This window comes from Paenibacillus sp. FSL K6-1318 (assembly GCF_037976905.1).
Classification (GTDB): Bacteria; Bacillota; Bacilli; order Paenibacillales; family Paenibacillaceae; genus Paenibacillus; species Paenibacillus amylolyticus_A.
In genome coordinates this window covers 2,761,721-2,787,077 of sequence record NZ_CP150270.1, presented here as the reverse complement: position 1 = coordinate 2,787,077, position 25,357 = coordinate 2,761,721, and the positions used below count along the sequence as shown (strand labels likewise).

Sequence of the window (25,357 nt, the reverse complement as noted above, 5' to 3'; positions counted from 1 at the left end):
TCGGCACAGGAATATCTGCCCTCAACGACGAAGTGCTGGAAACCGTGTTTACCCACGTGCTGAGGTTGCTTGTTCAGGAGCAACACGTATTCTTGGAACACTACTTTCTAGACGGAACCAAGCTTGAAGCGAATGCGAATCAGTACACCTTCGTCTGGAAAAGGCTGTCGTCAAGTACCAGGCCAAGCTGAGCAATCTGAAAGCATCAAGCACCAAAGCCAAAGGCAATCGGGAGATCGCGATCAGTCTAACCTATATGAGACAAAAAACGAGATGCGGGAACGATTGCGCAGAGAGGAAGGTACACCCTTTCCGTTCGGCGCAAGACGGAAAAATGCAAAAAGGACCAAGCAGAATAAACCTCTGCTTGATCTTTTTTTGAACGTATGAGTGTTATTTCTTTTTGCCGATACGCTTATTAAGGGCTTTTAAGACACCCCCATCCTTTTTTATATGTTATTTATTGATAAGCATAGCGGTAATACAGTGTAGTTTCGATCTTTAAACTTCATATCGTGCATTCTGCTTTAAAACGCAACACACAGTCCTACCGAGCCGTTTTCCACAAAATATTCATACCATATCATTCAGTCATCTTCCTCCTATTTGGCTTTCGCTAGTAAATAAAGAAAGTAAGGAACACTAATGACTGTAATGACGATTCCTGTCGGCACATCTCCTACCAGGCTAACCGTGCGCGTGATCGTATCAGCCAACACCACGACTAGTCCCCCGGCCAAGCTGGCAGCCGGAATGAGCAATTTGTGATCGGGACCGACCAGTTTTCTGGCCATATGCGGAGCGATCAAGCCAACAAAAAAGAAGCTTCCCCCCACGGCTACACTGCCAGAGGATAAAGCAACAGCAGCGATTGACAACCCCAAAAACTGTCGTTTCACGGAAACACCAAGCCCCTGTGCTGTCTGATTGCCCAGATGGAGGGCATTCAGTATGCGAGCCTTGTAAAAAATATAGCCGAGTAAGATCAAGACCCATGGTGTCAGTATGGAAATATAGCCCCAATCATCGCCCCATAAACTCCCTGCCAGCCAATACAGCATGAAGTTCATCTGCGAATCATCCAGCTTGAGTGTCAAGAAAGTCGTCAGAGCCCCATACCCGCTTCCTAGCGCAACCCCCGTCAAGATCAAACCGATTGGCGAGATGTCTCGTCCGCGGCGATACGATAATAAGAAGATCAACCCAGCCGCCAATAGTCCGCCAACAAAAGCCAATAGAGGCAGGGCAATGAAGGAACTCTTTCCTGTGGATGCAATGAATACAACGAAGAACAGGACGAACAAACCCGATCCCGAACTAATTCCCAGTGTTCCCGGACTAGCCATGTCATTGCGCAGCAAACTCTGCATCACGACCCCCGCCGCTCCCATTCCCAGCCCTACCAAGATCGAAAGTACAATTCGTGGCAAACGAAAATCAAACACAATCAGATTTTGCTTATCGGTACCGTTTCCCACGAGAACGTTCAGCACTTCTAGCGGTGAAAGATTCATCTTGCCCGAATTCATGCTAATAACAGCAAACACAAGAATGAGCACCATAAGCATTACATTGATGACAATACCTCGTTTCACCGTATAACGCCGCTTGATCATTCGTATTCCCTCCTTTGTCTTCGAGCCAAGAAGAGAAAATACGGCACACCAATGATAGAAAATATAATGGCAATCGGCGTTTCGAACGGTTTATTGATCAAACGTCCAGCCAAATCGGCCGATACGGTCAGCAACGCACCATATAACGCAGCTGCCGGAATAATGTATCGATAGTCGACACCTACCATATATCGCACAATATGCGGGGTAATCAGACCCACAAAACCAACCGGGCCAACCACAACAACAGCCAATCCAGTCAGCACAAGTACAATAATTGTCGATAAAATCTTGACCAGTCCGCTGCGAATACCGAGTCCACTTGCCACATCATCTCCCAAACTGAGCAGTGTGATGGAAGGGGATAGCGCCAGCGCCAGCAGTATACCACCAACAAAGAGCGGTGAGATAATCAGCAATTCCCCCCATTTAACCCCCGCTGTACTACCCGCTGTCCAGAATGTCAATGCTCGGCCCAGGTTATAATTGATCGCCAAATACTGACTGAGTGCGCCAAACAACATTGAAATGGACAGACCTGCCAGCACAAGCCGCTGAGGCGTCATTCCGCGATTGCCCAGTGACGCGGTAAAGTAAGTCATACCGGTGGCGATCGCTGCTCCCAGACAAGCGAACAACATCATCTGCCAATACGAATAACCCGGCAGAAAGGCCAGGCATAGTGCAATTGCAAATGCTGCGCCAGAGCTAATCCCCATGAGCCCGGAGTCGGCCAACGGGTTGCGCGTTGTCCCCTGCATGATAGCGCCACATACCGCAAGGCTGCACCCAACGATCAGATCAGCTACGGTACGCGGAAGACGCATGGTTTGAATAATTTGATGTTCAGTGAGCATTGGATCAAATCGGAAAATAGCCTCCCATACCGTTGCTAACCTCATATCAGCAGCACCAAACATGATTGATGCCGCCGACATGAGAACCGTTAATCCAAGCCCTACTACCATGTACATGGTGAAGTTCATCGCCCCACGGCGTTTTTGTTCAGGCTTGCTTTTCATCTCGTTTCCCTTTCATCACCTATTGACAATCCAAACGAATATGGATATTAACGTCCATAAATTCGACTGGTCATGTTTGAAAATTTGGAGTGTTCAATTAAAATTTCGTTCTAACTCTTATTTAGCTAATGCCAGCAATTGACTAACAATATAATCAATCAATGCACTGGAAGTCATTACGTCCGTAGACCAAGATAGCGAAGAATCCACCTTTACGATCCGATTATGTTGCACAGCAGGTATGGCATTCCACACTGCATTATCAGAAGCAACGGTTCCATCTCCTAAGAAGATCATATAATCCCCAGAGTAAGCGGGTAATACTTCCATGGAGACATCGCCCCAATATTTATCTGCATCGATAATATCCGTTTGGACTTTTAAAGGTGCCTTCAATTGAAATTCATTGTAAACAAGCTCGCCAACCGCATGCTTGGCTCCAGCTATGTAGTTACTTTTATCACTGAATTCTCCAACTGTAATCGTTACATCGGATAGGCCCGCATTCTGAAAAGCTAGCTTTGCTTCTTCAATTTTTCCGGTATAAGCATTCAAAACATCCTTAGCCTCTTCCTGTTTGTTCAAAACATCGCTAATAAATTGTATCCGCTCTTCTGTAGTCATATCACCATAGGGAACATAAATGGTCGGGGCAATTTTGGATAAATCATCATACGACTCATCGCTCCATGCCAAAATGATCAGATCAGGCTCAAGCGTCATGATATCTTCCGGCTCCATAGCTACTTTTACGGAGTCTGTAATCTGGTTAGCATATACAGGCTCTGTCTCTCCCCGTGCAGCTCTAGCCACACCTAGTGGAGTTACACCTAGGGCTACCACATCACCAACCAAATAATCGACTACAACTCGCTGAGGGTTGTTAGGTACCTCAACATCACCCTTAACTGTGGATATCGTTCTGGTCTGCGAAACTGCTTCTGTAGCTTTTGTCTCTGTCCCCTCCTGTTGTGCCGTCTGCTGTGTCTGAGCAGGTGTTGTATTCGCCGTTCCCCCATTATTCGCTGGCGTCCCTGACGTACACGCTGTCAATAAGAGCATCATGCTTATCGCCGCCGCCAAAATCATTTCTTTACTTCTTAATGTTCCAAACATCGTTGATTCCCCATCTCTATAAGACTTGACTAGACTCGCTAGTTCCCTCTCATCGTAAGGGAGATGAGAATCATTATCAATACCATCAACCTGCATGGATAGTGCGTTTATTTTCCGATAATCACTTGGTGTCATCTTATAATGCTTCTTAAACATTCGGAACAGGTTTTTCTCATCTGCAAAACCAGCTCCAGTTGCGATTTCTTTAACCGTCGCTTCTGTATGTTTTAAGTCATGACAGGCAGCTTCAATCCTTCTCTGAATGAGATACTCCTGTAAGTTCATCCCTTCCCTTTTTTTGAACAACCGCGTTAATTGTCCACCACTGATCCCAAACATATCGGCAATTTGCTGAAACATAATCGGCTCCCTGTAATGTTTATCGAGATATATCTTGGCAGAACCGGCTGGATCTGGCTGGAGATACCGAATCTCACCACCTTCAAAATCCCTGTACACCTCATGAATCAATTGGTATAGAAGACTTTTCGCCTGTAGCTGGTCCATCGCCTTGCCATTTTTCCAGCCATTCATCATCCGTTGGAACCAATCGCGTACCAAGATGGGATTACTTGGTGTATAACCAAACTGTTGAACAAATGGATTTACTTGCTCCAGTAATTGCTGCAGATGTTTCTTGAAAAAGAGAGGTGATTCTGCTCTATAAAACACCATAAAGGTCTTTACCATCTCCTCTTTAGGCGTAATACTGAGCAGGCTCCCCTTCCCGCCGTGAACTAAAGCGAAGCGTTCTATCCCAAATGTGGTTTCATTCAGTTGGATTTGCGCTTCTCCCCCATATGTATATATAAACATGCTACTAGGCATTTTATATTGCTCCAACGGGTATTGTGACGCTATATTCTGAAAGCGCACATCTATTAATGTAATGATCGAACGTGTCCAAATGCTCGCCATCATCTCAATCATCTCCGGTGCAAATCCCTGTCTTGCTTCTTCCTCTTGCATCTATCCGCACTCCTCATTTCGCTTTTTCCAATGTATACATCACTCATTAATTGATATTGATAATCAATATCATATTTTATCAGGTAAGTATATCATCATTAAGTGATATTGGGGAACAGGCAGCGGACGTTATACTGCTCATCAGCTTTCGTAAAAGACTGAAAAAAAGGAACACCTGATAGCACAAAAAGAAGCCAGATCCATATGGATCTGGCTTCTTCATTATGTTTTTTTAGTGTTCAACAAGTTCCAGTAGTCCCCATGTTTCAGTAGTCTCCTGCGACCGACTTGATTAAGACTTTGCAGGTTTCCGAGAAGATTTGGATGAACTAGATTTTTTATTCTTTTTCTGACTAACTTCCACAACCACAGGCTCCTGTGGGTGTTCCACCGGGTACATTTTGCGGAACAATAATGTCTGTAGTACCAGGAATGAACCCCCAACTGTCCAGTAAAGCGGCATGGCTGCCGGGGCTGTTAGAGAAAAGAATGCCATCATCAATGGGGAGAGATATCCCATAATGGCGAACTGTTTTCGCTGCTCAGGCGCCATATTGGCTTGTGATACCTTCGCTTGAATCAGATAAATGACCGCAACCACCACAGCGAGCACGTAGTCCGGCGCTCCCAGTTTGAACCAAAGGAACGAATGGGAGGACAACTCCGGTGTAAGTCGGATGGCTGTGTAAATTCCTGACAGGATAGGCAACTGAATGAGCATTGGCAAGCAACCAATATTCAGCGGATTGAACTTATGCTTCTTGTATAGCTCCATCGTTTCCTGAGACAGCTTTTGCCGATCAGCAGGATCATTTTTGCCTTCATATTTTTTCTTGAGCGCATCCATCTCGGGTTTCATGGCGTTCATGATGACTCGTGTTCCCTGCTGGGACTTGGCTTGACGCATCATCAACGGCAGCAGTGCTAAACGGATGACCAGCGTGATCACGATAATTGCGACCCCGTAGCTTCCGTTAAATATAGTAGCAATGTGTTGAATCAGATACGACAGCGGAAATACAATATAGTGGTTAAAAAATCCCGGTGTCGATGAAGTAATCTCCGACACGTTGTTGCTGCATCCGGCAAGCAGCATGACTGCAAACAAAATGGCAATCAGGCCATAGATCCGTCCCTTGCCCGATGTAAAAGTGAATCCCTTGTTGGTCTTATGTTCCATATATATCCTCCTCGTTGATTTGTTGACCAATCTTTCAACGAGGAATGACAATCTGGTTCATCTTCATCGGGCGCTTCTCTTCGTCTAATCATGCGGCTCCAGTCTTCCTGTCTGTGTTGTCTGTCCAAACACAAGGCGGGAAGTACAGGTTCAAGTCCACCACCGACGCCACCTTCCATCCAGTACTCTGTCATGCCACAGTGAAGATGGGCAATATAGGCATAACTGACGGTGAAGATGAGTCCAATCGAGAATAAATATGGTAATAACTCCTGCAGTTCAAACAAGGGATTCACCCCCTTTATAGGTTAGTTTTTATATTATAACACTTACATATTGTTTTTGCATAAATCCGTCCATGAAAACAGCTATTATTCAACTATTCCGTTCTCAATTTGGACATTTCTAGCTCAGCTCTGTGTCTTGCAACGTTATAAGAGGGCCAGGAACGATCTGATGTATCCATCTCCAAGTAGGCTTGACGTTCCAGCATTTCCCTCTTGAGATCCGGATACTCTTCCAGAGCAAACGCTCGAAGTAACGGAACCGCATCTGCCGACAGACTTGCCAGGTAGGTTGCATCAATATTGCCAGTCTGATGATAACGTTCAATATTCAGCTCGGCAATCCGATTATCCATGCCCACATAATTGACTGCAACATAAGCTGTGAGCGCCAGCACAATATACCAGCGGATCAGCGGTATGGATGTGTAGCGTATACGAAGGCCGGCAATCAGCAACAGAAGTGCCAAGAAGATCATGAATGCGTGCACCAGGAAGCGAATGTACGTATATCCATAAGCCTGCTCATAGAGATTAAGGCGCATAAACGCGGAATACAGCATGATTGCCGAACAACTGACCAGAATCAGAAGCAGCACCTGATGCACGATGGAACCCGCTCTGCCACTCGGACGGGTATACTGCAACGCAACAATAAGAATACAGAAGTTAATACCTGTGACGAGAATCAACTCCGCGAATCCACTTCTTGCATACTCTGCATAAGACAGATCTACCGGAAGTTGCCCCTCTCCCGCACCAAACAGATACGAAAACTGTACAAGTACGAACAAAACGTACACAACGTTGATGACAATCAGCATCGTACCCACAATGATGGGGTCCAATCTGAATGGTTCCCGATGAACCGGAGTGCGTTCGGGCTCAGTGGCCGGGCCCACAGGAGAGAATACATAGGTGTGATCACGCTTATCAACCGTGGGTGCTGCTCCATTTTTCCAATGTGCGTTCGCTCTCTTCTCTGCCTCATACTGCATCGGCTGTACAAATCCCCATACATAACCGAACAGCAATACACCTGCGATGACAATCCAGATGATTCTCGGTATCCCTGGAGTAAAAGCCAGCTGATTCAACCACTCTGGAAAACCGGCTAAATATTGATCGAAGACCCCGTCAGCCGAGGACAGTAATGCAACGACTACAATGAGGATAGGCAAGGACGCCACAAGACCAATGAGCACTTTGAAAACAACGGTTTTCTGTGATTTGCCCATACCACGCCCGCCTGCTCTCACGGCAATGGCCGCAACGGTCCCCCAATGCCGTATGGCTTGCGGCAGCAAATGGTCAATAGCTGTACCAATCAAACCGATCTCCCACCACTGCTTCTGTTTTCTGCCCATCAGATACGTCATATGTAAGATAATTACGCCAGGTACAACCAGGAAATTAAGAACACGCAACAGTTCATTGTCGTATAACAGGAACGTTAGCGACAACAACAGCACTACAGCCGCCACAAAAGCATCAATGAACTTGAAAGATCTCATGCGGTCCTGCGCAAACAGATACACGAACACATAAAAGAGAATTACAAAGATAGGATACGATACGCCAATCTCATTACCATAGAATAAATACTGGTGAATGATTGCCAGCATCCATGCAGATAGTAGCGTGATTAGAGCGCGGTGCGGTGAAGCCATTATTTTATCAATCATGGGAAAAACCTCCATTAACCTTTCTATGCTATATTCTAGATGATAAAATAGGAATATAAATAGAAATTATAATCGATAAAACTTCTTATTTTAGAGGAGTACGTCAGAGTTCACCTCCAGGAGGGAATCAACACTTTGAAATTACATCAGCAATACCTGCTGTTGCATCGTCATTACGGTCACCATACAGAACATGAACTTACACTCGCCAATCTCGCTGAGTTGCTGAATTGTACGCACCGCAATACGTTAACGATTGTCAAAAAGATGGTTGCCCATGATTGGATTCGTTGGGTTTCCCAGCGTGGTCGGGGTCGGCGTTCTTCACTGACCTTGCTTGTTCCGGCTGATCAAATCGCCGCAGAATATATGATGCAGGCCATGAATCGCCGGGAGTTGCAGGAGGCTGCCGAGCAGGTGAGTGCATTCTCCAGTTCAACAATCATGCAGGATCATCTAAACCAGTGGTTGCTTGGATATTCGGGACATCATACAGAAGCCGGCACCAATAATGAGCAGATTGATACACTTCGGTTGCCCTTGCGCCAACAGCTTCATGCGCTTGATCCGCTGTACATTAATCTGTTGGCTGAATCCTTTGTGACCAGCCATGTCTTTGACGGGTTAGTTCAGCGGGGTGAACAGGGAGAGATTCTCCCATGTCTCGCTCATACCTGGGATGTCAGTGCAGACCGAAAGACCTGGATCTTTTATTTGCGAAAAGGGATTACATTTCACGATGGTCAGTTGTTGACGGCCCATGATATTGTGCATACGTTTGAACGGCTGCAATCTACAGATCGCCGGACACTGTACCGTGATGTAAGTAAACAAATTCTATCTATTGAAGCGGTCGATCCCTTAACCGTATGTTTCCAGTTGAAAGACCCTCACGAATTGTTTTTGTCCTTTCTGACAACAAGTCGTGCGGCGATTGTACCCTTACCAGGAAAAAACGAACAGAAGATGAAGCTCTCGGGTGATGTGCACGGGATGCAAAAACCTGTTGGGACAGGGCCCTTCAAGGTCACTGCCTGGGATGATCACGTGTGCAGACTCGAAGCCTTTTCATCTTATTTTCAGGGTAGAGCTCATATGGACCGGGTAGATATCCTGCAAATTCCGTGGAGTGCTTCGGCCAAAATGGATGATAGCCAAGATATCGAAACTCCGTTTTTCCATCTTGTTCATAATCCGTCTTCGTCTGCGGGTGCAGACTGGACTCAGATTAGTGCAGGTGTGATGGTTCATAAATTACTCACATGTAATACGCAAAAAGCCGGACCGTTAAACGATCCGGAAGTAAGAGCACACCTTCAGTCATGCCTTGCTGGAATGTATAGAGATGAACGACATGCAGATGACTCTGAGGTCGTTGTGCCTGATTTTAGTGTGGTGAGTACCAAGATGGTTGACCCAGAGGGATTTAGAGATATTACTAAACGACTCACTTCGGCTAGTCCCATCTCCTTACACATAGCAACCATTCCACAATATCGCAGGGATGCTCAACATCTGGCGTCCATACTGGAGCAGTGCGGTTTCTCTTGTACCGTCCGTACTGCTACGATGGAGCAGTTCAAAGGAAATCTGCGGCTGGAGTCCGATCTGATTCTCTTCTCGCTGATTCGGGACAGGGATGAAGAACTGCGCAGATACGATCTTTACTCCACGTTGTCTGAGCATTTGGAAGATTCTGCTTGTATAACGATTCATAAGATTTTGCAAACCATCGTCGCCTCTCCCATCGCTGCGGATCGAACTTGTGAATTAGATCGAATTGAGCAATTTTTGGTTGACAAGAATTTACTGTTCCATTTATCCAAAAAACCGGTAGAAACCGCTTATCTGCCTTCAGTACGTGGTCTATCTTTCAACAGCCAGGGCTGGGTAAACCTGCGTCATATCTGGTTTCCTTCTGACGCAAGAGCACATCAGTCTGATTAAACATCGTATTATATGACTTATATCATCCGATCACGTATCTTTTTTATTTTGACATTGTCGTGATCGGCTCTCTAGGTTTGCTTCTTAATGAAATGGTGTCTTTACGTCGATATACTCCAAGCAGTAAACCCATCATGGCGTATTCTAAGATCAGGTGCGAGCCAAATCCAATAAAAGGGAAAGTAACGCTAACAATTGGAACCTTTCCGGTAGTCATCGCCAGCGAGTAAAGCATTTGCAATGCGAACATCATTGTAATACTGAACACGATCATGCGACCAAATTCATCGAGTACACGAGGTAGCATTTTCAGCATACTAGTAAGAAACCATACGATTCCAAGCAACAGCACTATACCTGCTAGCCAACCAAATACATCAATAAGCATTACACCGGGATAGTCCATATAAAATCCTTTAAAGTAGTCAAAAGACGTCTTAGAACCGTTTCCCCACCATCCGGCGGAATTAAGAATGCTCATAATTGATTGGTTATAGCTACCATGCCCTAGCGGGTCATTTTGGAGATTAAACACGGCAGTGAGTCTCTCAAACCGCCTGTACTCACCACTCAAAAACAATTGCATCATAGTGACAAGTCCCACAATTGCAGCCCCTACAAACGTATAAAGCCATTTTCGTGTAATCCAGGCAAACAAGATAATAGTTGCCGTTCCGAATGGAAGCAATCGTACCCAATCTGAAGCTTGTAACAGGCTAAAAGACGGCAAAGCCACAAGAAGAATATAAGTTAAGACAGATTGTACATCGCACTTAGTACGCAGCTTATCCATCATAATCGCACCTATGGCAAGGGGCAATACCCACATGGATATCGTCGTAAGATCAATTGTTAACCCAAATATGCTCCAGAACCGTTGTACACCATAATTAATCGGTGATACCAGCGGATTAATCCATAACATACCACTTAACAAAATATAGATCCACCAGGCAGATTTTTTCCATTTTTGATAATCAAAATACATCAAAAACACCATCAGTATTAAACCAAAAATAGTGTAGAGCAGATGACTTTTATACAAAAACTGCAGCCCTTCAACTGAGATATTTGTCGTATAAATCCATGTCAGCAGCAGGCTAATGATTAGCAAACTGGCAATTCCAACTAGCAGCCCCCAATGCATTCGATGACGATGCAAGCGGTGCATGCTTTTGCCCACTACTGAAGGATCACCCATCTGTTCAATGGCATATGCAATTGCTTCTTCCTCTGTATAACCTTCTTGTTCTTTGTCCAACATCATTTCTTCCATGTGGTTTCCCAACTCATCACGCAGGTCGTTATGTACTTCGCGAGCTTTAACCTGAACACACATGTGATCAAGATAATGCTGAATTCGTTCATGTCGATTCGTCATGTCAGGCCTCCTTCCCCAAGCACCCGATCCACAGCTCGACGGAACATATTCCACTCTGCTCTTTTACTTTGTAAAGCCTCCATGCCCTTGTCACGAATCGAATAATATTTACGTTTACGGCCTTCAACCTCCATCCAGTACGACTCTACCCATCCTTCAATCTCCATAGCATGCAAAATAGGATATAACGTGCCCTCTTTCAGATTAAACACACCCTCGGATTGACGATGTAGTTCCTTGATTAATTCATATCCGTACAACGGTCGTTCCTGAAGCAGGGTCAGAATCAATGTTTCGGTACTGCCTTTAATCATTTGTTTGTTAACCTGCAACGCACTCACTCCTTCCTTTTCAATTCATTTAGCAAGAATTTTTAGATTTTGAAAAATAACACTTTCAAATCTCTTCTTTTCATATACATCGGAAACCTATGCATAGAACAACTAGGTATGATATTACCTTATCCTTCCTTTTCTGTCTAGCCAACAAGCTTCTTTATTTATGTTAAAATAAACAAGTCCTTTCATTCACGAACTCTAATGATGAATCTATATATTCGTGTATTTTTCATTTACATATCCTGTTTTTTGAATCTAGTTAAAGGAGGCATTACATTCATGAGCAAACTAATTTTCTTTCTCGGCGGGGCCGGGAGTGGCAAGACCACCCTTGCCAAAGCCCTTTCCCGTAAACATAAAGCTGCTTTCTTTGATATGGATATCCTGCTTCGTCCAGCAGCTGAGGCAATTATGACCCTTCAGGGACTTGATCCATCTGATCGGGATTCACCTGAATACAAGAAGTTGTGCCGTGATCTCGGATATCGCATTACAATGGACGCAGCTCTCGATAACGTTAAGTTGGGTATCGATACAATCGTTGTGGGCCCATTTACCAAAGAAATAGGTACCCCGGATTGGATTGCTCAGGAACTTGCACGAATTGGACGTTCTCTCGATGATACGGATGTGCGGGTCGCCTATATTTATTTGGAGAATGAAGCGTTGTATCACAAGCGGATTACAGCGAGACAATCTCCACTGGATGAATGGAAACTTGCAAACTGGGATGCCTTCACAGCTTCTCTCGTCCGTAAAGAAGTAGCTTGGCCGCTCCCTGCTTCATCCGTCGCTTATATTGACAACTCCAGTGATAATCCTGCGATTGCCTATGCCGAACTTGAACGACGGATGTACCAGTAGCTTCAAAAAATTTCTTCCCAATTCCTTAGTACTATGTTGCTTCGCATGGATAATAAAAGACGAAACAAAAAGAGGTATTTGTCGAGACCCCCGTTGGGTCCATCATGACAAATACCTCTTTTCATATATTCAAGATCCTTCGAAACTCACTCTTCACCCTCTACGATTGCGGGATCACGCAAAAAGGTTTGCGGAAGTCCTGCCGTAATAAGTGCGTACTACGGAATCGCCAATGTAGTCGAACTGATAGATTATAGATGTACTTAAATGTAAGAGAGCCAACATATCTCAACTCAAAGGAGAATTTCATGAAATCTCACGTAGCAACATCTCCAACTCAACAACAATATCAACAACAGAGCTACAAATCGAATTACAAGTGGAAACGTACCGTAGCCAACATCATGCTCATTGCATCCCTGAGCTTTACCACAATGACCAGTGTATCGGCAGAAAGTAGCCTAGCCATTGCCCAAGTAAACCCGAAGGAAGCTGAATCATTCATGAATCAGTTCTTCGCACAACCTGAAGTGAAGTCTGCTCTGAAAGGTGCCGTTGTCACGGTTGTTCAAGACCAACAGATTGTGTTGAATAAAGGATATGGTTATGCCAATGTGGCAAAACAAATCCCCGTCGATGCCGACTCCACCCTGTTCCGTGTAGCTTCGATCTCCAAAACGCTGACAGCAACTGCCATTATGCAATTAGTAGAGCAAGGAAAATTAAAGCTTAATGACGATGTCAGCACATACACAGATGGTTTGGATCTGATCAACCATACCGGAACAGCGTTAACATTGGAACATCTGATGACCCACACCAGCGGGTTTGATTTTACGGATGTAGCAGCTATACCCAGGGATCTGAATAGTTCTTATCCGCTTGAGCAATTCATCCAAGACCACAAACCGTCCATTGTCCGCACGCCAGGAGAAGTTTTCCGTTACGACAACTATGGCTACGCACTCCAGGGCTACATTGTTCAGAAACAGTCCAAACTTCCTTTTGAGACTCATGTACAGCAGCATATATTCAACCCTCTTGATATGTCGGATAGCCATTTTACACTAAGCAAAGACACGCTGAGTAAACTCGCAACTCCTTATGGCGCTGAAGGACAGGAACTTACGCAATATCCCAATGTACCGGACAGCTCTCCTGAGGGCGGATTAATTACGACTGGACGGGACATGGCTCACTTTATGCTTGCGCAGCTCAATCAAGGTTCGTACCAGGGTGCACGTATACTAGAACCGTCATCCGTCCAAGCGATGCAAACGTTGGATGTCTCCATACACCCGGATATACCTGGCACAGGTTACGGATTCGAATCCACCTATTCGCAGTATAATCATGGACGGAAAGTCGTGAGTAAAGCAGGCGATCTGGACGGATTCCACTCCAATCTGTGGCTGTTGCCCAACGAGAAGACTGGACTATTTATCGTCTCCAACAGTGATGGACCAGATGTGCGAGAAGCGCTTTTTCAAGCATTTATGGATCATTTTTATCCAAACAACGAGACGCATTATAGTGATTATAGCGTACCCAAGTCTTCACTCCGCACCTACGAGGGACTATATCGGGATATCCGCTTACCCGCATGGTTGTATGATATTTCAGCAACAGAGACAGGTCTTCAGGTTATAGATGCTTATGGCACTCACACTTTAACACCCGTTAAGGATATGCTGTTCATGGATGAGGATGGCAAGCTTGCTGGTTTCAAAAAAAATCAGTCAGGGGAAATCACGTACTTCTATTACAATAAGTCAGATAGCTGGTCCGAAAAATTGCCTGAAGCGAGGCTTTATGAGGATGTACCAGAAGACCATCCCTACGCTCCGTACATCTATCGCTTAACACAGATTGGCCTGTATCCACAAGATCAATCCCTTTTTGAACCAGAGAAGCCTGTAAGTCGCGGGGAGTTTGTAGCACAGGTCGTGGGCGTAAGCGGAATGTCCATTTCGACTCAATCACCAAAATTTAAAGATACCCAATCAAGTCCCTATGCCACATACATTCAAACCGCCCTTGAGCTGGGTATTGTGAAAGGTAATACCCGTGGATTGTTCCATCCTGACCAAGCCATAACAAGGCAAGAGGCCGCGGTGATTATTTCGAGAACGGCACAACAACTACTTGGTGCATCTGCTCTAACTGCTAATCTTGCCGGTTCACAGGATCGTTGGGCTGAAGAAGGTGTACAGTTTGTGGTTGCTCTAGGTCTCTACGGTCCAGAAGTATCTGTATCCAGCAGCGGTGCTGTGGATTATAGATCGAAGCAACCTATGCTCAGGCAGGAATCATCAGTTTTGATGTACAAAATGTTAGGTACTCTGCTACATTAACATATAGTGATGTACGGCAAGCCATGCCACTGATTGCATGGCTTGTTTTTCCACTTCTTTTTACCAATGATGCATTCTATAAGAACGGATGATTTTTTCCATGGGATTAAACATTTCATTAGATAGGTTCATTACATATAAATTTAGTTTCATGTGGTTTGTAACGATGTTGTGCTTTATACTGACAGCCACGTATATCCATATCTCTTCATTTATGAATCCTTATATCGGACTTTCGTTGACACCAAATGCCTCCATTTCTTGGGCAGTACATGATGTAGATCCACAAGGTTTAGGATATACATCCGGGATTAGATCAGGTGACACCGTTATCTCGCTGGAACCCAAAGGAGTAGTCCAGTTACTCAATCAAAAAGGTGTATTCTTAGTGACTGAAGCCTACACCATCGGCGTTGAGAATTCTCATGGTCAGGCATCCCAACATACAATGAAGCCTGGACCACGTGAATGGTTCAACATCGGCTTCTCATCCATAGTAGAATTATTGCTATTGTTGACCGGAACCTATGCCTTGTTTAGCCAACCCGGTTCACGAGTGATGCGTCTGTTCTACCTCCTTAACCTGTCCATGGCCATATGTATACTGACGATATACACATCCCAGTTGCCTTTATCCAATTATATTTTGGCCTTTTGTGCGGCATGGTTACCTTACTGTCTAACTGCTTTTTATGTGTCTTTTGTATTCCGTACCCGTCTGCATCGTTTCCGATGGTTATTAATCATCAGCAGATGTATTGCGGTTGCCTACTCTACTGGCCTTGCCTTTCTGTACATCAAGCAGTGGATGATGACCGATGTTCAGTTCAATCAAGGCATTACTACCGTCAGTACTCCTGTTGCACCGTCCGGTCCAACCAATCTGCTTAACTTTATTCTTTGTGCAACCCTTCTGATCTTAATCTGGATGACATGGGTTAATCGTAAAAGCTACAATCGCAAGGAGCAGAACCAGCTATTGCTCATGTTAACAGGAATTATTGTCAGCCTGATTCCCTTCATCATCTGTTTTGCTATTCCAACCCTGCTTCAAGGTGAACCATTATTGCCTGTAGAGTACACATTAATTGGATTTCTGCCTTTATCATGGATGTTCACTTATGTACTTGTACAACGGAGTATGCTTGACCTCAAACTGGTTATGCCAAGATTGATGATTCATGGACTATATGTTTCAACCGTATTTTTACTGTTTCTGGCTGTTTCTCACCTGCATTCATTAATTCATATCAGCTTATTGTTTGTCTCGTTTTTGCTGATCACTTGGGTGTATCAGTACATGCTCACCTGCTCACGTAAGAAAAACAAACTTAACAAAGACTGGTTGGAACACCAGCAACTGCGGTTGACTGTGCGAATGGCTGAGCAGCAAAACATGCGGGACATGATTCAGGTGTTTGCCGAGATGTTCCACAAGATGCTAGATATTGAAGGCGTAATTGTCATATGGATTGATGATAAGCACAGATATTCTCAGGAAGGCACAGGGGTTTTTGCTTCCATTCAGAATATCGATAACGAGGCGTTGGATATTGAAGTTTTACAACAGAAATATGATTTGGCACAGGTTTTGGAGCTTTCAGGTGAACCAACGACGGAGATGATCGGATTTCTAGGCATTGGTCACAAAGAAAATCGCACCCTTTTTTCAGCAGAAGAACAGGATATCATTGATAAAGGCAGGCTTGAAGCGATTCGAATGCTCGTCAATGGCAAACTCTTATCTGATCTGCAGAAGCGATATGAATACCGTGTAGAGCAGACAGCTCTTCATGAGCACCAGATACGCCGTCATCGGCAGTTCAATGATATTATGATGGAAGCCCAACAGGCAGAGCGTATGAAAACCTCTTATTTCCTGCATGACCAACTGCTTCAAAACCTGATTTTCCTGTCTCGTGATCTGGAGGAATTGCATGATACCGGAGAGACGCATAAGGATCAAACGGCTGTTTGGCTGGAGTGCCTCTATGCTTCCCAGAGAGATATACGCCAATTGTGTGATGATCTCTACCCTCATATTATGGATCGAAGCGATCTGGAGGAAGCGTTGCAATGGCTCATCCGTACACTTCAAATGCAAAGTGGCATCATCTTGGAACTGAGCTACAACGCCCTCTCTGAAGAGTTGAAGCAAGAACCTCTGAAGTCCACCGTCTTTCGGACGATCCGTGAACTCATCATGAATGTGATGAAGCACGCACAGGCGTCGTTTTGCTCCATTCAGGTACATACACAGGATAACAATCTCATTATTCAAGTCAAGGATGACGGCTTAGGTTTCAATGTTCACACCACATTTGACACTGCAACAGGGCACTTCGGTTTGATATCCATACAAAGCAATATTCAGCATCTCGGTGGAGAATTCACCATACATTCCAGCCTTGGCAAAGGAACCTCAATCAACATTCGTTTGCCTTTAACCAAAGGAGCTACTGAACAATGAGCGAACCCATTACAGTTTTACTGCTTGATGATCACCCCTTGGTCATGGAAGGTCTCAATAACCGCTTAACCCGCGAACCGGGCATACAAGTACTGAAGACATTCAGCGATCCGTTGCTGTTCTTATCCGAAGTAGAGGCGCTGCGGCCAGATGTTGTCGTGATGGATATCCGTATGCCCCAGCTTGATGGTTTTGAGGTTGTGAGAAAATTGAAAGAACAGTACGGGTTATCCGTCAAAATAATACTGCTATCCGGATACAACTATCACGAATTCCAGTTAAAAGCTTATGATCTAGGCGTCCATGCCTACTTGTCGAAACAAGCAACGTATGGACAGATTATCAACGCCATTCACCAAAGTATGTTGGGTCATGTTCTTATTCCAGAGACCATGTTATCCCCTAATCTGGAGGAATCACTCACTACAACTGAACGCGAAGTGCTTAACCGTATTGCACTGGAGATGACTAATAAGGAGATTGCACAGGATCTGGCGATCAGTCAACGTACAGTGGAGTATCATATCACCTCTATTACACAGAAATTTGGTGTGAAATCCCGAATCGGTGCTGTAGTCAAAGGCTATCAGGCAGGGATTCTCGGTGACGTAACACTCCCTGAGAAACGGTAAAAACATGTACCCGTTTAAAAGAACAACAAAAGAGCGGCAGAACACCCTCGAATGCAACCTGAGATTTGTTCTGAACCGCTCTATTTGTTGGTTTACTTTCCTATGAGGTTTTCCTATAAGGTGCATTCATGCTTGATGCATATGCTCCCTATCCGCGCTGACGCGCCGCATGACGTTCAGCAATGCGGGACGTAATCAATCCGTGACTTTCATCAATCTCTTCCGGTGTACACGCGGCTTTTAACTCATATACTTTCACCGGCGAACGATCAATGATATCCAAAAAGGAGTCAAAGAAGGTCATGTCTTTACTATGGATGTATGGACACCAATGATCTGCCAGCCCTACGGTTTCATGAATATGCACACCAACCACGTGATCAATCAACGCGTTAGCCTCACGTACATTATCATATAGGCCCATTCGATCCATCATCATGCCGTGACCAATATCGTACCAAAGACCAAGCGGCGCGCCCTTCATCTGTCCAATGATGGTTCCCGCTTCGTGCAAAGTCGGCATCTGATAACAGCGTGAACGGGTCTCAATACCGAAATTCACGCCGTATCCTCGCTGCTCCGACAAGTCACATACCTCTTCCAGACTCTCCTGAATCCGGTTCAGGTAATGTGCGCTGCCATCTTTCCGCTTCTCCAGCATCTCTTGCCATAAAGATTGATATGCCGTTGAATCCGGTCCTTGATCGTGGTATATCTTTTTCAACGCTTCATCTATATTGTATTCGAACGGGACCTCACCGGGATGTACAACAACAGCCTTGGCCCCATAACGATGTGCGTACTCTGCTGAGCGAAGTAGCAGTTCAATCGCCCGTTTGCGGCGCGGTTCATCATCGAACCCGAGCAGGACGGAATCCGTCCCGTAATCCGGATCAGGCACATGCGGAAATGTATTATGCACACTGGATACACCGATCTCTCCCCGTTCAATCATCGGTTCTATCGTCTTCAGCAACTCTTCCGTAACGTTATAGTTCAGCTCCACCTGTCTGAATCCAAGAGACTTGATCTCTTCAATCATGCCTTGTCCGGTCGTATGACGTTTGATGTTCCAACATGTTGAGAACGAATATTCCTGTTTGTCTGTATACATGATTGGTCCTCCTGTCTCTCATTCTATCTCCCATTCATATTCCATTTATCTCTATCTATATAAGTTGAACCAATAAACTTTACACTAGATCACTCCAATTGCAGTACCATCTTCCGATCGCTGTTATCCCCAGATTTTTTTGATCTCCTTCTCCAAAGGGAAAAATCCGGTGATAGCTTATGTTTCCGATGCAACTTTCTTGCAGAAAGCTTTCAGGCGAACGCTCCGCTTCTTCAGATCCGTTCTGCACTCTTCGTTCTCGTGTAAATGTTCAGTTCATCTTATATACCTATTTATTCCTCATACCGTTGTCTTCACGGAGAGTCAATTCAAATCTCATCTTGTTTGCCGTCTTTCCAGGCACATAACGATAGATGATCTCCGCATGATTCACGTACATTAACACGGATGGTTCAGGCGCCTCAGCCTTCACGGTACACGTAAGTCCTGGGAACTGCCATAACGCTGGTGTAATGTCCTGTTGCCGAAGGGCTGGCCCTCTGATTTCAAAATAAACGTCGATCTCTTCCGCCGTATCCAGCTCCACATTAATGGTTAATGAATCTGGCGTGAGATCTGCATCGAACGTTACTCCGCGCAGATGACTGTTCCACCCCTCGCCTACCTCACGGCGGATCAAGCGAAGATAATAACGCTCCCCCGTCTCTGTCTGCCAGTGGATCGTGGCGGGATGCATCTGGCCGTTGGTATTCACACTTCCGGACATGGCCCCAATCATCCGATCCTCACCAATCCAGGCTTTGGCTGTACACAGATTCCGATTCGACGTTGGATCATTGCGCTCACAAAGTTCCATGAACTGTTTCTTTACAAGACGATCTTCTTGATGAGCCTTGAAATACGGCACAGCCTTCGCAGGCACATCCACCCCAAGGAGCGCAATCAGTGGATCATGGCCTGACTCACAGTTGATTCCTGTTAGATACTCATACCCTTCACCAAGCAAAAGATAGATAAATACACCGATTGAACTATGCTCTCGCATCTCCATGTCGTACGCCCGAGAGAACGGGCCGGAGAGATTCTCCAGATTGGCATTGTAGTATAGCGCAATGTTATTCCACAGCCCGTGTTCGATCCGGTGTCCAATATCAACCAAACGTTCGGTGAGTCCATACTTTCGATACATGCCAAGCACGGACAGATCCACTCCATAATAGGTTGTCGTATTAAACTCGGCGAATGTACCGTCGTATTGTTCAAACTCCTTCATCAACCCTTCTGCCTGTTCATCCGAATGCTGAATCCATTCTGTCCGGTTCAAGCGGTGACCATAGTAGTGGGTGATGAAAATGTGCATCAACTCAATATTCGTATTCATGGGGATTACATCGGATAACCTGCGTTCAATTGACCCTTGGACAGCCAATTCCATCGCATGGTCCATCCGTTTCATGAGGGTCTCCGGCATAAGTTCGGCGAATTCGGCAGTTACGACCACACAGACACAAGCGATAAACTCGCGCCAGTTAGGATCATAACTGATCCAGACCGGTGGCAGAACTTGATTCACTGCCGAATGAAACAATTGCTTCAGTTGTTTGGGATCTGCGGCCTCTGTGAGCAGAGATCCATCTTCCTGTAGTTTATGGATAAACTGCGCAGACACCTTCTCAAAGGTGCGTTCCAGGAAATAGGCCGTGCCTGGCGCAAAAGATTTCCAAGCATAGTGACCCGCTGGTGGATGCACATCATTGGGTCGGGTCGCGAAGGTTCCGTGATAGATCTCATCTGGAGCGTCATATTGAAAATCGAGCACCTTGTGGAACACCCGTATCGCGCGTTCCACATCACCAGGCTCATTTCGAATCAACAACCCGAGCGCATAATGCGCACTGGCTCGTGTGCTGTGCTGCGATGAATCCTCTTCTTCGAAACTCCGAAGCAGATCCAGTTCCTTATCATAGAAGCTATCCATCATCGTCATGGACTGATTTACAAGATACTGCTGCTCTGTCGACATCTTCTCTACCATTCGTTGTGTCATGTCATGGACCTCCCGAGACTGTTAACCTTTTACAGCACCTACCATTACGCCACTGATAAAGTATCGCTGCAACCACGGATACACAAGCAGGATCGGTAACGTTGAGAAAATAACGCTGGCTGCTTTCAGACTCTCAGGCAGGACTTGAACGGCACCAATGCCTTCGTTCTGCATCAGTTCTGTAATCTGGTTTTGCTGAATCATCTGATACAATTTCAATTGCAAAGGGTATAGCTCAGGCTTGGTAATATACATCAGTGCATCCTGGAAACCATTCCACCGTCCTACCGCGTAGAACAAACTCAGTGTCGCCATAACCGGAAGGGATAGCGGCAAGATAATACGCATAAGTGTTCCGAAGTGGCTGCTTCCATCAATGCCCGCCGCTTCTTCGAGACTTTCGGGAATACCTCGGAAGAAGGTAATGAGAATGATCATATAGAACGGACTAATCAATCCAGGCAGAATAAGTCCCCATGTGCTGTCGAGTAGATGCAGATTTTTGATCAGAATATATTCGGGAATAATGCCGCCACTGAAGAACATCGTCACCACAATGACAAGCATGAACCACTTGCGCCCTTTCAGATTACTCTTCGCCAGTGGGTATGCCGCTGCAATGGTCATCGCCATGCTTAGTACCGTACTCAGGACGGTAAGCCAAATCGTATAGATGAGGGAACGAATCATCGATCCATCTGCGAATACTTTGGTATACGCCTCAAAGGACAACTCTTTGGGGAAAAAGGAAACTTCTCCTGAACCGATCGCCCGGTTCGAACTGAGCGAGATGGCAATAATATGAATGAATGGTGCAAGACACAGCACCATCGTAATGATAATAAGAATGACGTTTACCGTGTTGAATATTCGATTCGCCGTGTTTTCAGACATCTCACTCACTCCTTACAGATCATATGTGAATCAATCCACTACATAATGCTCTCATCGGTTAATTTCTTGGACGTATAGTTCGCTCCGAGTATGAAGACAAGTCCAACTAATGCCTGGAACAAACCTACAGCTGTTGCGAGCGTAACCTGACCAGATTGTAAACCGACACGATAGACAAATGTGCTAAGCACATCCGAGTATTCACGTACAGCCACGTTTCCGATAATAAATGGTCGGTCGAAGCCGATAGAGATCATGTTGCCGACATTGATGATCAATAAGGTAACAATCGTCGTTTTGATGCCGGGCAAGGAGATGTGCCAGATTCTGCGTAGCCGACTTGCTCCATCCACTTCTGCCGCTTCATACAGTTCCCGGTTAATCCCTGTCAGGGATGCCAGATACAGAATCGTTCCCCAGCCTGCACTCTGCCACACGCCTACCGCAAGATACGTGAAGAGCCAATAGTTTTTGTCTGAAAGGAAAGGCAATGGATCAAATCCCATGCTCATTAAGATATTGTTAATGAAACCGGATTGTGTACCGAATACCTGAAGCACGATCCCTCCAATAATAACCCACGAAATAAAGTGAGGAATGTACAGTAAGGTCTGTGCCAACTTTTTGAACCAAGCCTTCTTCAGCTCGAACAATAAGATGGCCAATATCAGTGGTGCCGGGAAGGAAACCAGCAAATCCAGCATATTAAGCACTAACGTGTTACGTAATGCAGTGTAGAATCCCTGATTTTGAAACACTTCTCTGAATGCATCCAAGCCAATCCACTCACTACCGGAGATACCTTGAAAGAAGTTAAAATCCTTAAACGCAATCTGCACGCCATACATTGGCCCATACTTGAAAATAATGAAGTAGATCATGGGCAGTAGGAGCAACGCATATAGTTGCCAGTTTCTGCGGAAATAGATGCTTGTTTTCATAAACCTTCCCCCCATGTCATGCAGGATTTGTTCATCAAGACGATATTGTCATCGCCTTGATGAAATCCCTGTTCGTTGTTGCCATACGCATTCGATGTGATCTCTACTCTACTTATTTCATTGCATTGTAAGCTTCTGTACGCTCATCCAGGATCGCTTGACCACCGCTCGCCATGTAATCCTTCATCATGCTGTCATATGTGGCTTCAAAATCAGCGGGTTTGGAAATGGTTGTTTTCACGAAGAACTCCATGAATTTGTCTTTCAGGCCGTTACCGTAGCGCGCTTCTGCATCAATAGGTTTGGAGAAACGTACCGGCTGAATGGTGTCTGTGTTGGAAATCGCTACCGACTTGCGCATATCATCCCGATACTTCGACTCTACCTGTACGACATAAGCCTCTTCATTTTTCTTGTCATCTCCAACGTATTTACCATTGACGATAATGGCAATGTCACCGGAATTATAGATACGACCTGCGATTTCAGGAGAAGCATCATCTTTGATCAATGGAACTCCATCCACAAGCTCATAGTTCTCGTTTTCAACGCCGAATTGCAGGTCGAACAGGTTGTTGCCCGAAGCCATCCAATCCAGATACTTCATCGCTGCTTCCGCATTTTTACTCGATTTCGGAATCATGACATACATCGCATTGGGTGCATATGCCGGTTTGGCGAATTTGCCTTCGGAGTTTTTGAATGCATCAATCGGTGTCATCACTGCACCAGGTTGATTGGTTTGTAGGTTTTTGTACGTACCAGAGATGTAAATCTCCCCTGCATCCTCGGTGTAGAATCCAACTTTGCCGTTAGATACATCTTCCCACAGCTTTTTCTTGTCTTTATCGAGTCCAAAGTCCTTGCTCATTAAGCCTTCATTATAAAGTGTGTTCATATACTTCAGAGCGTCCTTGAAACCAGGCAATAATGTTGGATAGTCATTGGAACCCAGTTGTTGTGTTAACGTATATTTTTGTTCTTCCGTCAGTGGTTCAATGAATGACCAGATCAGGGGTTCATATTGAGCCGAGGCAATGGACATCCCCATCGGGATAAGTCCTGTGCCGACCTTACCCGGATCTTTTTCCTTAAAGGCCTTCAGTGTTGTATGCAGCTCCTCAGCTGTTTCAGGTGAAGGCAAACCGAGTGCATCCAGCCAGTCCTGACGAACATAGGATGCATACTTGCCAAGTACAAGACGTTTACCTGGAACCGCAAACTGTTGTCCATCGTATTGACCGTAGGCCAGCGTTTCATCTCCCAGCAACTTTTTCAGGTTAGGACCCGTTTGATTGATCAGATCCGTAAGTTCCGTCAAACCACCTTGTTGTGCATAACGGTTGAATGTTCCCGAATCGTAGGTAAAGACGATATCAGGTACTTCAGAGCCACTCGCCATCAGAACGTTAAGCTTCTGTACTTCCTCCGAGCGTGGTACCGGAACAAACTGAACATCAATGTTGTTTGGATCACCAAACTTCTCTTGAATGAAGCGAGTCAGATAACTGTCCGAAATGGTGTAGCCCGCCGGTGTGTTTCCCCGGTCGAAGATTTCCACTTTCAAAGTCGTTTTTTCCCCCGAACCCGACTCTCCTGATGAAGATGTTGATTCGCTTCCTGACGAACATGCAGATAATAATAGAGTGAATGCTGTTACCACTGCGAGGATTGAACTTGCCTTGCCTGCCTTACGTCTTTGAAATAATCTCATTTGACCTTTCCCCTTTCGCACATGCTCTGAATGAATTCACATGATTGCCACTCCACTTTGTTCATTCCATTTTGTTGCACCTGTGAATGTCACTAATCATTACATACGATCTGATATTTAGACAATAAACTATTTTCAAAATGTAAAATTCACGTTTTTTAAGTTAAATACCGCGATATATAAACATATTTCCTGACAATATACAATTTTCACACTTTATATGTTAACTATAATAACACATAGTGTTCAGTTCGCCTTGATTTCTTGTGTACAGTCTTGCATAACCGAATTCGCAATAATCCTTTTTCCGCTGGGTATCCCATCAAACCATAACAAAAAGAGACCACATCTGTAGTGATCTCCATGTGTAGCAGATTTAAAAGCATTTCATGCACTAATCCCTCGGCGGAAGATTAAACTTCACTTGACCAAACAATGTATCGAGGGCATTTCCCGCAAATTGATCGATGACATGTTCGTTGCTCGTGTCCGTATGTTCCAAAATCAACACATTATACTTCTCATCATAATGCATTCCGCCCAAAATAAACTTCACAGGAATGTTCTGGGCTGCCCCCGCCTTCGAAATGGCCTGCACAAGTTCCGATTCATGCCTTTGGCGAGTGGTCATGTAGGTACCATCAGGTATAGTTATCGTATATGACGAGTCATCTACATTAAATGTGAATGTGTTGTTGCTTGCTGTGATGGTAACCCGCCTATTGATATCTACCGATCCCCACACTTGCTGTCCATATGTATACATCATCTTCAACTCCTTCCCTATGAATTAATGGATTGTCATAATACTAGTATAGGTCATTCGTA

Annotated in this window: 18 protein-coding genes; 5 read left to right on the top strand and 13 right to left on the bottom strand. The window is 45.0% G+C overall.

Annotated elements, in window-relative coordinates:
• Positions 1-602: 602 nt before the first annotated feature.
• The 5 genes from NYE45_RS12550 to NYE45_RS12530 all read right to left on the bottom strand — a co-directional run bounded on the left by NYE45_RS12550 (position 603) and on the right by NYE45_RS12530 (position 7,872).
• On the bottom strand, positions 603-1,616 hold the full coding sequence (locus NYE45_RS12550; protein WP_340016867.1) for an iron ABC transporter permease: 1,014 nt from the start codon (positions 1,614-1,616) through the stop codon (positions 603-605).
• Positions 1,613-2,638: an iron ABC transporter permease gene (locus tag NYE45_RS12545; RefSeq protein ID WP_340016866.1), complete on the bottom strand. Its 1,026-nt coding sequence runs from the start codon at positions 2,636-2,638 to the stop codon at positions 1,613-1,615. The genes NYE45_RS12550 and NYE45_RS12545 overlap by 4 nt, the downstream gene beginning before the upstream one ends.
• A 117-nt stretch (positions 2,639-2,755) precedes the next feature.
• Positions 2,756-4,723: an AraC family transcriptional regulator gene (locus NYE45_RS12540; protein WP_340016865.1), complete on the bottom strand. Its 1,968-nt coding sequence runs from the start codon at positions 4,721-4,723 to the stop codon at positions 2,756-2,758.
• Between the two features lie 292 nt (positions 4,724-5,015).
• A complete protein-coding gene (gene yidC, locus NYE45_RS12535) occupies positions 5,016-5,903 on the bottom strand; it encodes a membrane protein insertase YidC (protein ID WP_340016864.1) in 888 nt (295 codons plus the stop codon).
• 379 nt (positions 5,904-6,282) lie between these two features.
• Positions 6,283-7,872, bottom strand: coding sequence for a DUF4173 domain-containing protein (locus NYE45_RS12530; protein WP_340016863.1), 1,590 nt, complete (start codon positions 7,870-7,872; stop codon positions 6,283-6,285).
• A 135-nt stretch (positions 7,873-8,007) separates the two neighbouring features.
• Between NYE45_RS12530 and NYE45_RS12525 the strand changes: the two genes are divergently transcribed.
• Positions 8,008-9,819, top strand: coding sequence for an ABC transporter substrate-binding protein (locus NYE45_RS12525; protein WP_340016862.1), 1,812 nt, complete (start codon positions 8,008-8,010; stop codon positions 9,817-9,819).
• Between the two features lie 43 nt (positions 9,820-9,862).
• Here the strand turns inward: NYE45_RS12525 and NYE45_RS12520 are convergent, their stop codons facing one another.
• Entirely contained in the window at positions 9,863-11,200 is a 1,338-nt protein-coding gene (locus NYE45_RS12520; RefSeq protein ID WP_340016861.1) for an FtsW/RodA/SpoVE family cell cycle protein, read from the bottom strand.
• The gene (locus NYE45_RS12515; RefSeq protein WP_340016860.1) at positions 11,197-11,532 is read right to left on the bottom strand and encodes a helix-turn-helix transcriptional regulator; all 336 of its coding nucleotides are present in this window, start codon (positions 11,530-11,532) and stop codon (positions 11,197-11,199) included. Before NYE45_RS12515 ends, NYE45_RS12520 begins: the two co-directional genes overlap by 4 nt.
• Positions 11,533-11,817: 285 nt before the next feature.
• Between NYE45_RS12515 and NYE45_RS12510 the strand changes: the two genes are divergently transcribed.
• From NYE45_RS12510 to NYE45_RS12495, 4 genes are all read left to right on the top strand, one after another.
• Positions 11,818-12,402 carry an AAA family ATPase gene (locus NYE45_RS12510; protein ID WP_340016859.1) on the top strand — a complete coding sequence of 195 codons (585 nt, stop codon included), beginning with the start codon at positions 11,818-11,820 and terminating at the stop codon, positions 12,400-12,402.
• A 308-nt stretch (positions 12,403-12,710) separates the two neighbouring features.
• Entirely contained in the window at positions 12,711-14,756 is a 2,046-nt protein-coding gene (locus tag NYE45_RS12505) for a serine hydrolase (RefSeq protein ID WP_340016858.1), read from the top strand.
• Between the two features lie 166 nt (positions 14,757-14,922).
• A complete protein-coding gene (locus NYE45_RS12500; RefSeq protein ID WP_340016857.1) occupies positions 14,923-17,226 on the top strand; it encodes an ATP-binding protein in 2,304 nt (767 codons plus the stop codon).
• Entirely contained in the window at positions 17,223-17,858 is a 636-nt protein-coding gene (locus NYE45_RS12495; RefSeq protein WP_340016856.1) for a response regulator transcription factor, read from the top strand. Before NYE45_RS12500 ends, NYE45_RS12495 begins: the two co-directional genes overlap by 4 nt.
• A gap of 148 nt (positions 17,859-18,006) precedes the next feature.
• On the opposite strand, the gene NYE45_RS12490 is transcribed toward NYE45_RS12495, so the two are convergent.
• The 6 genes from NYE45_RS12490 to NYE45_RS12465 all read right to left on the bottom strand — a co-directional run bounded on the left by NYE45_RS12490 (position 18,007) and on the right by NYE45_RS12465 (position 25,295).
• Positions 18,007-18,972: a TIM barrel protein gene (locus NYE45_RS12490; protein ID WP_340016855.1), complete on the bottom strand. Its 966-nt coding sequence runs from the start codon at positions 18,970-18,972 to the stop codon at positions 18,007-18,009.
• A 289-nt stretch (positions 18,973-19,261) separates the two neighbouring features.
• Positions 19,262-20,980, bottom strand: a complete 1,719-nt coding sequence (locus tag NYE45_RS12485; RefSeq protein WP_340016854.1) for a hypothetical protein — start codon at positions 20,978-20,980, stop codon at positions 19,262-19,264.
• 21 nt (positions 20,981-21,001) lie between these two features.
• Entirely contained in the window at positions 21,002-21,874 is an 873-nt protein-coding gene (locus tag NYE45_RS12480; protein WP_062834079.1) for a carbohydrate ABC transporter permease, read from the bottom strand.
• Positions 21,875-21,912: 38 nt separating this feature from the next.
• On the bottom strand, positions 21,913-22,815 hold the full coding sequence (locus NYE45_RS12475) for an ABC transporter permease subunit (RefSeq protein WP_062834078.1): 903 nt from the start codon (positions 22,813-22,815) through the stop codon (positions 21,913-21,915).
• A 112-nt stretch (positions 22,816-22,927) separates the two neighbouring features.
• The gene (locus NYE45_RS12470; protein WP_062834077.1) at positions 22,928-24,529 is read right to left on the bottom strand and encodes an extracellular solute-binding protein; all 1,602 of its coding nucleotides are present in this window, start codon (positions 24,527-24,529) and stop codon (positions 22,928-22,930) included.
• Positions 24,530-24,923: 394 nt separating this feature from the next.
• Positions 24,924-25,295, bottom strand: coding sequence for a hypothetical protein (locus NYE45_RS12465; RefSeq protein WP_340016853.1), 372 nt, complete (start codon positions 25,293-25,295; stop codon positions 24,924-24,926).
• Positions 25,296-25,357 lie beyond the last annotated feature (62 nt).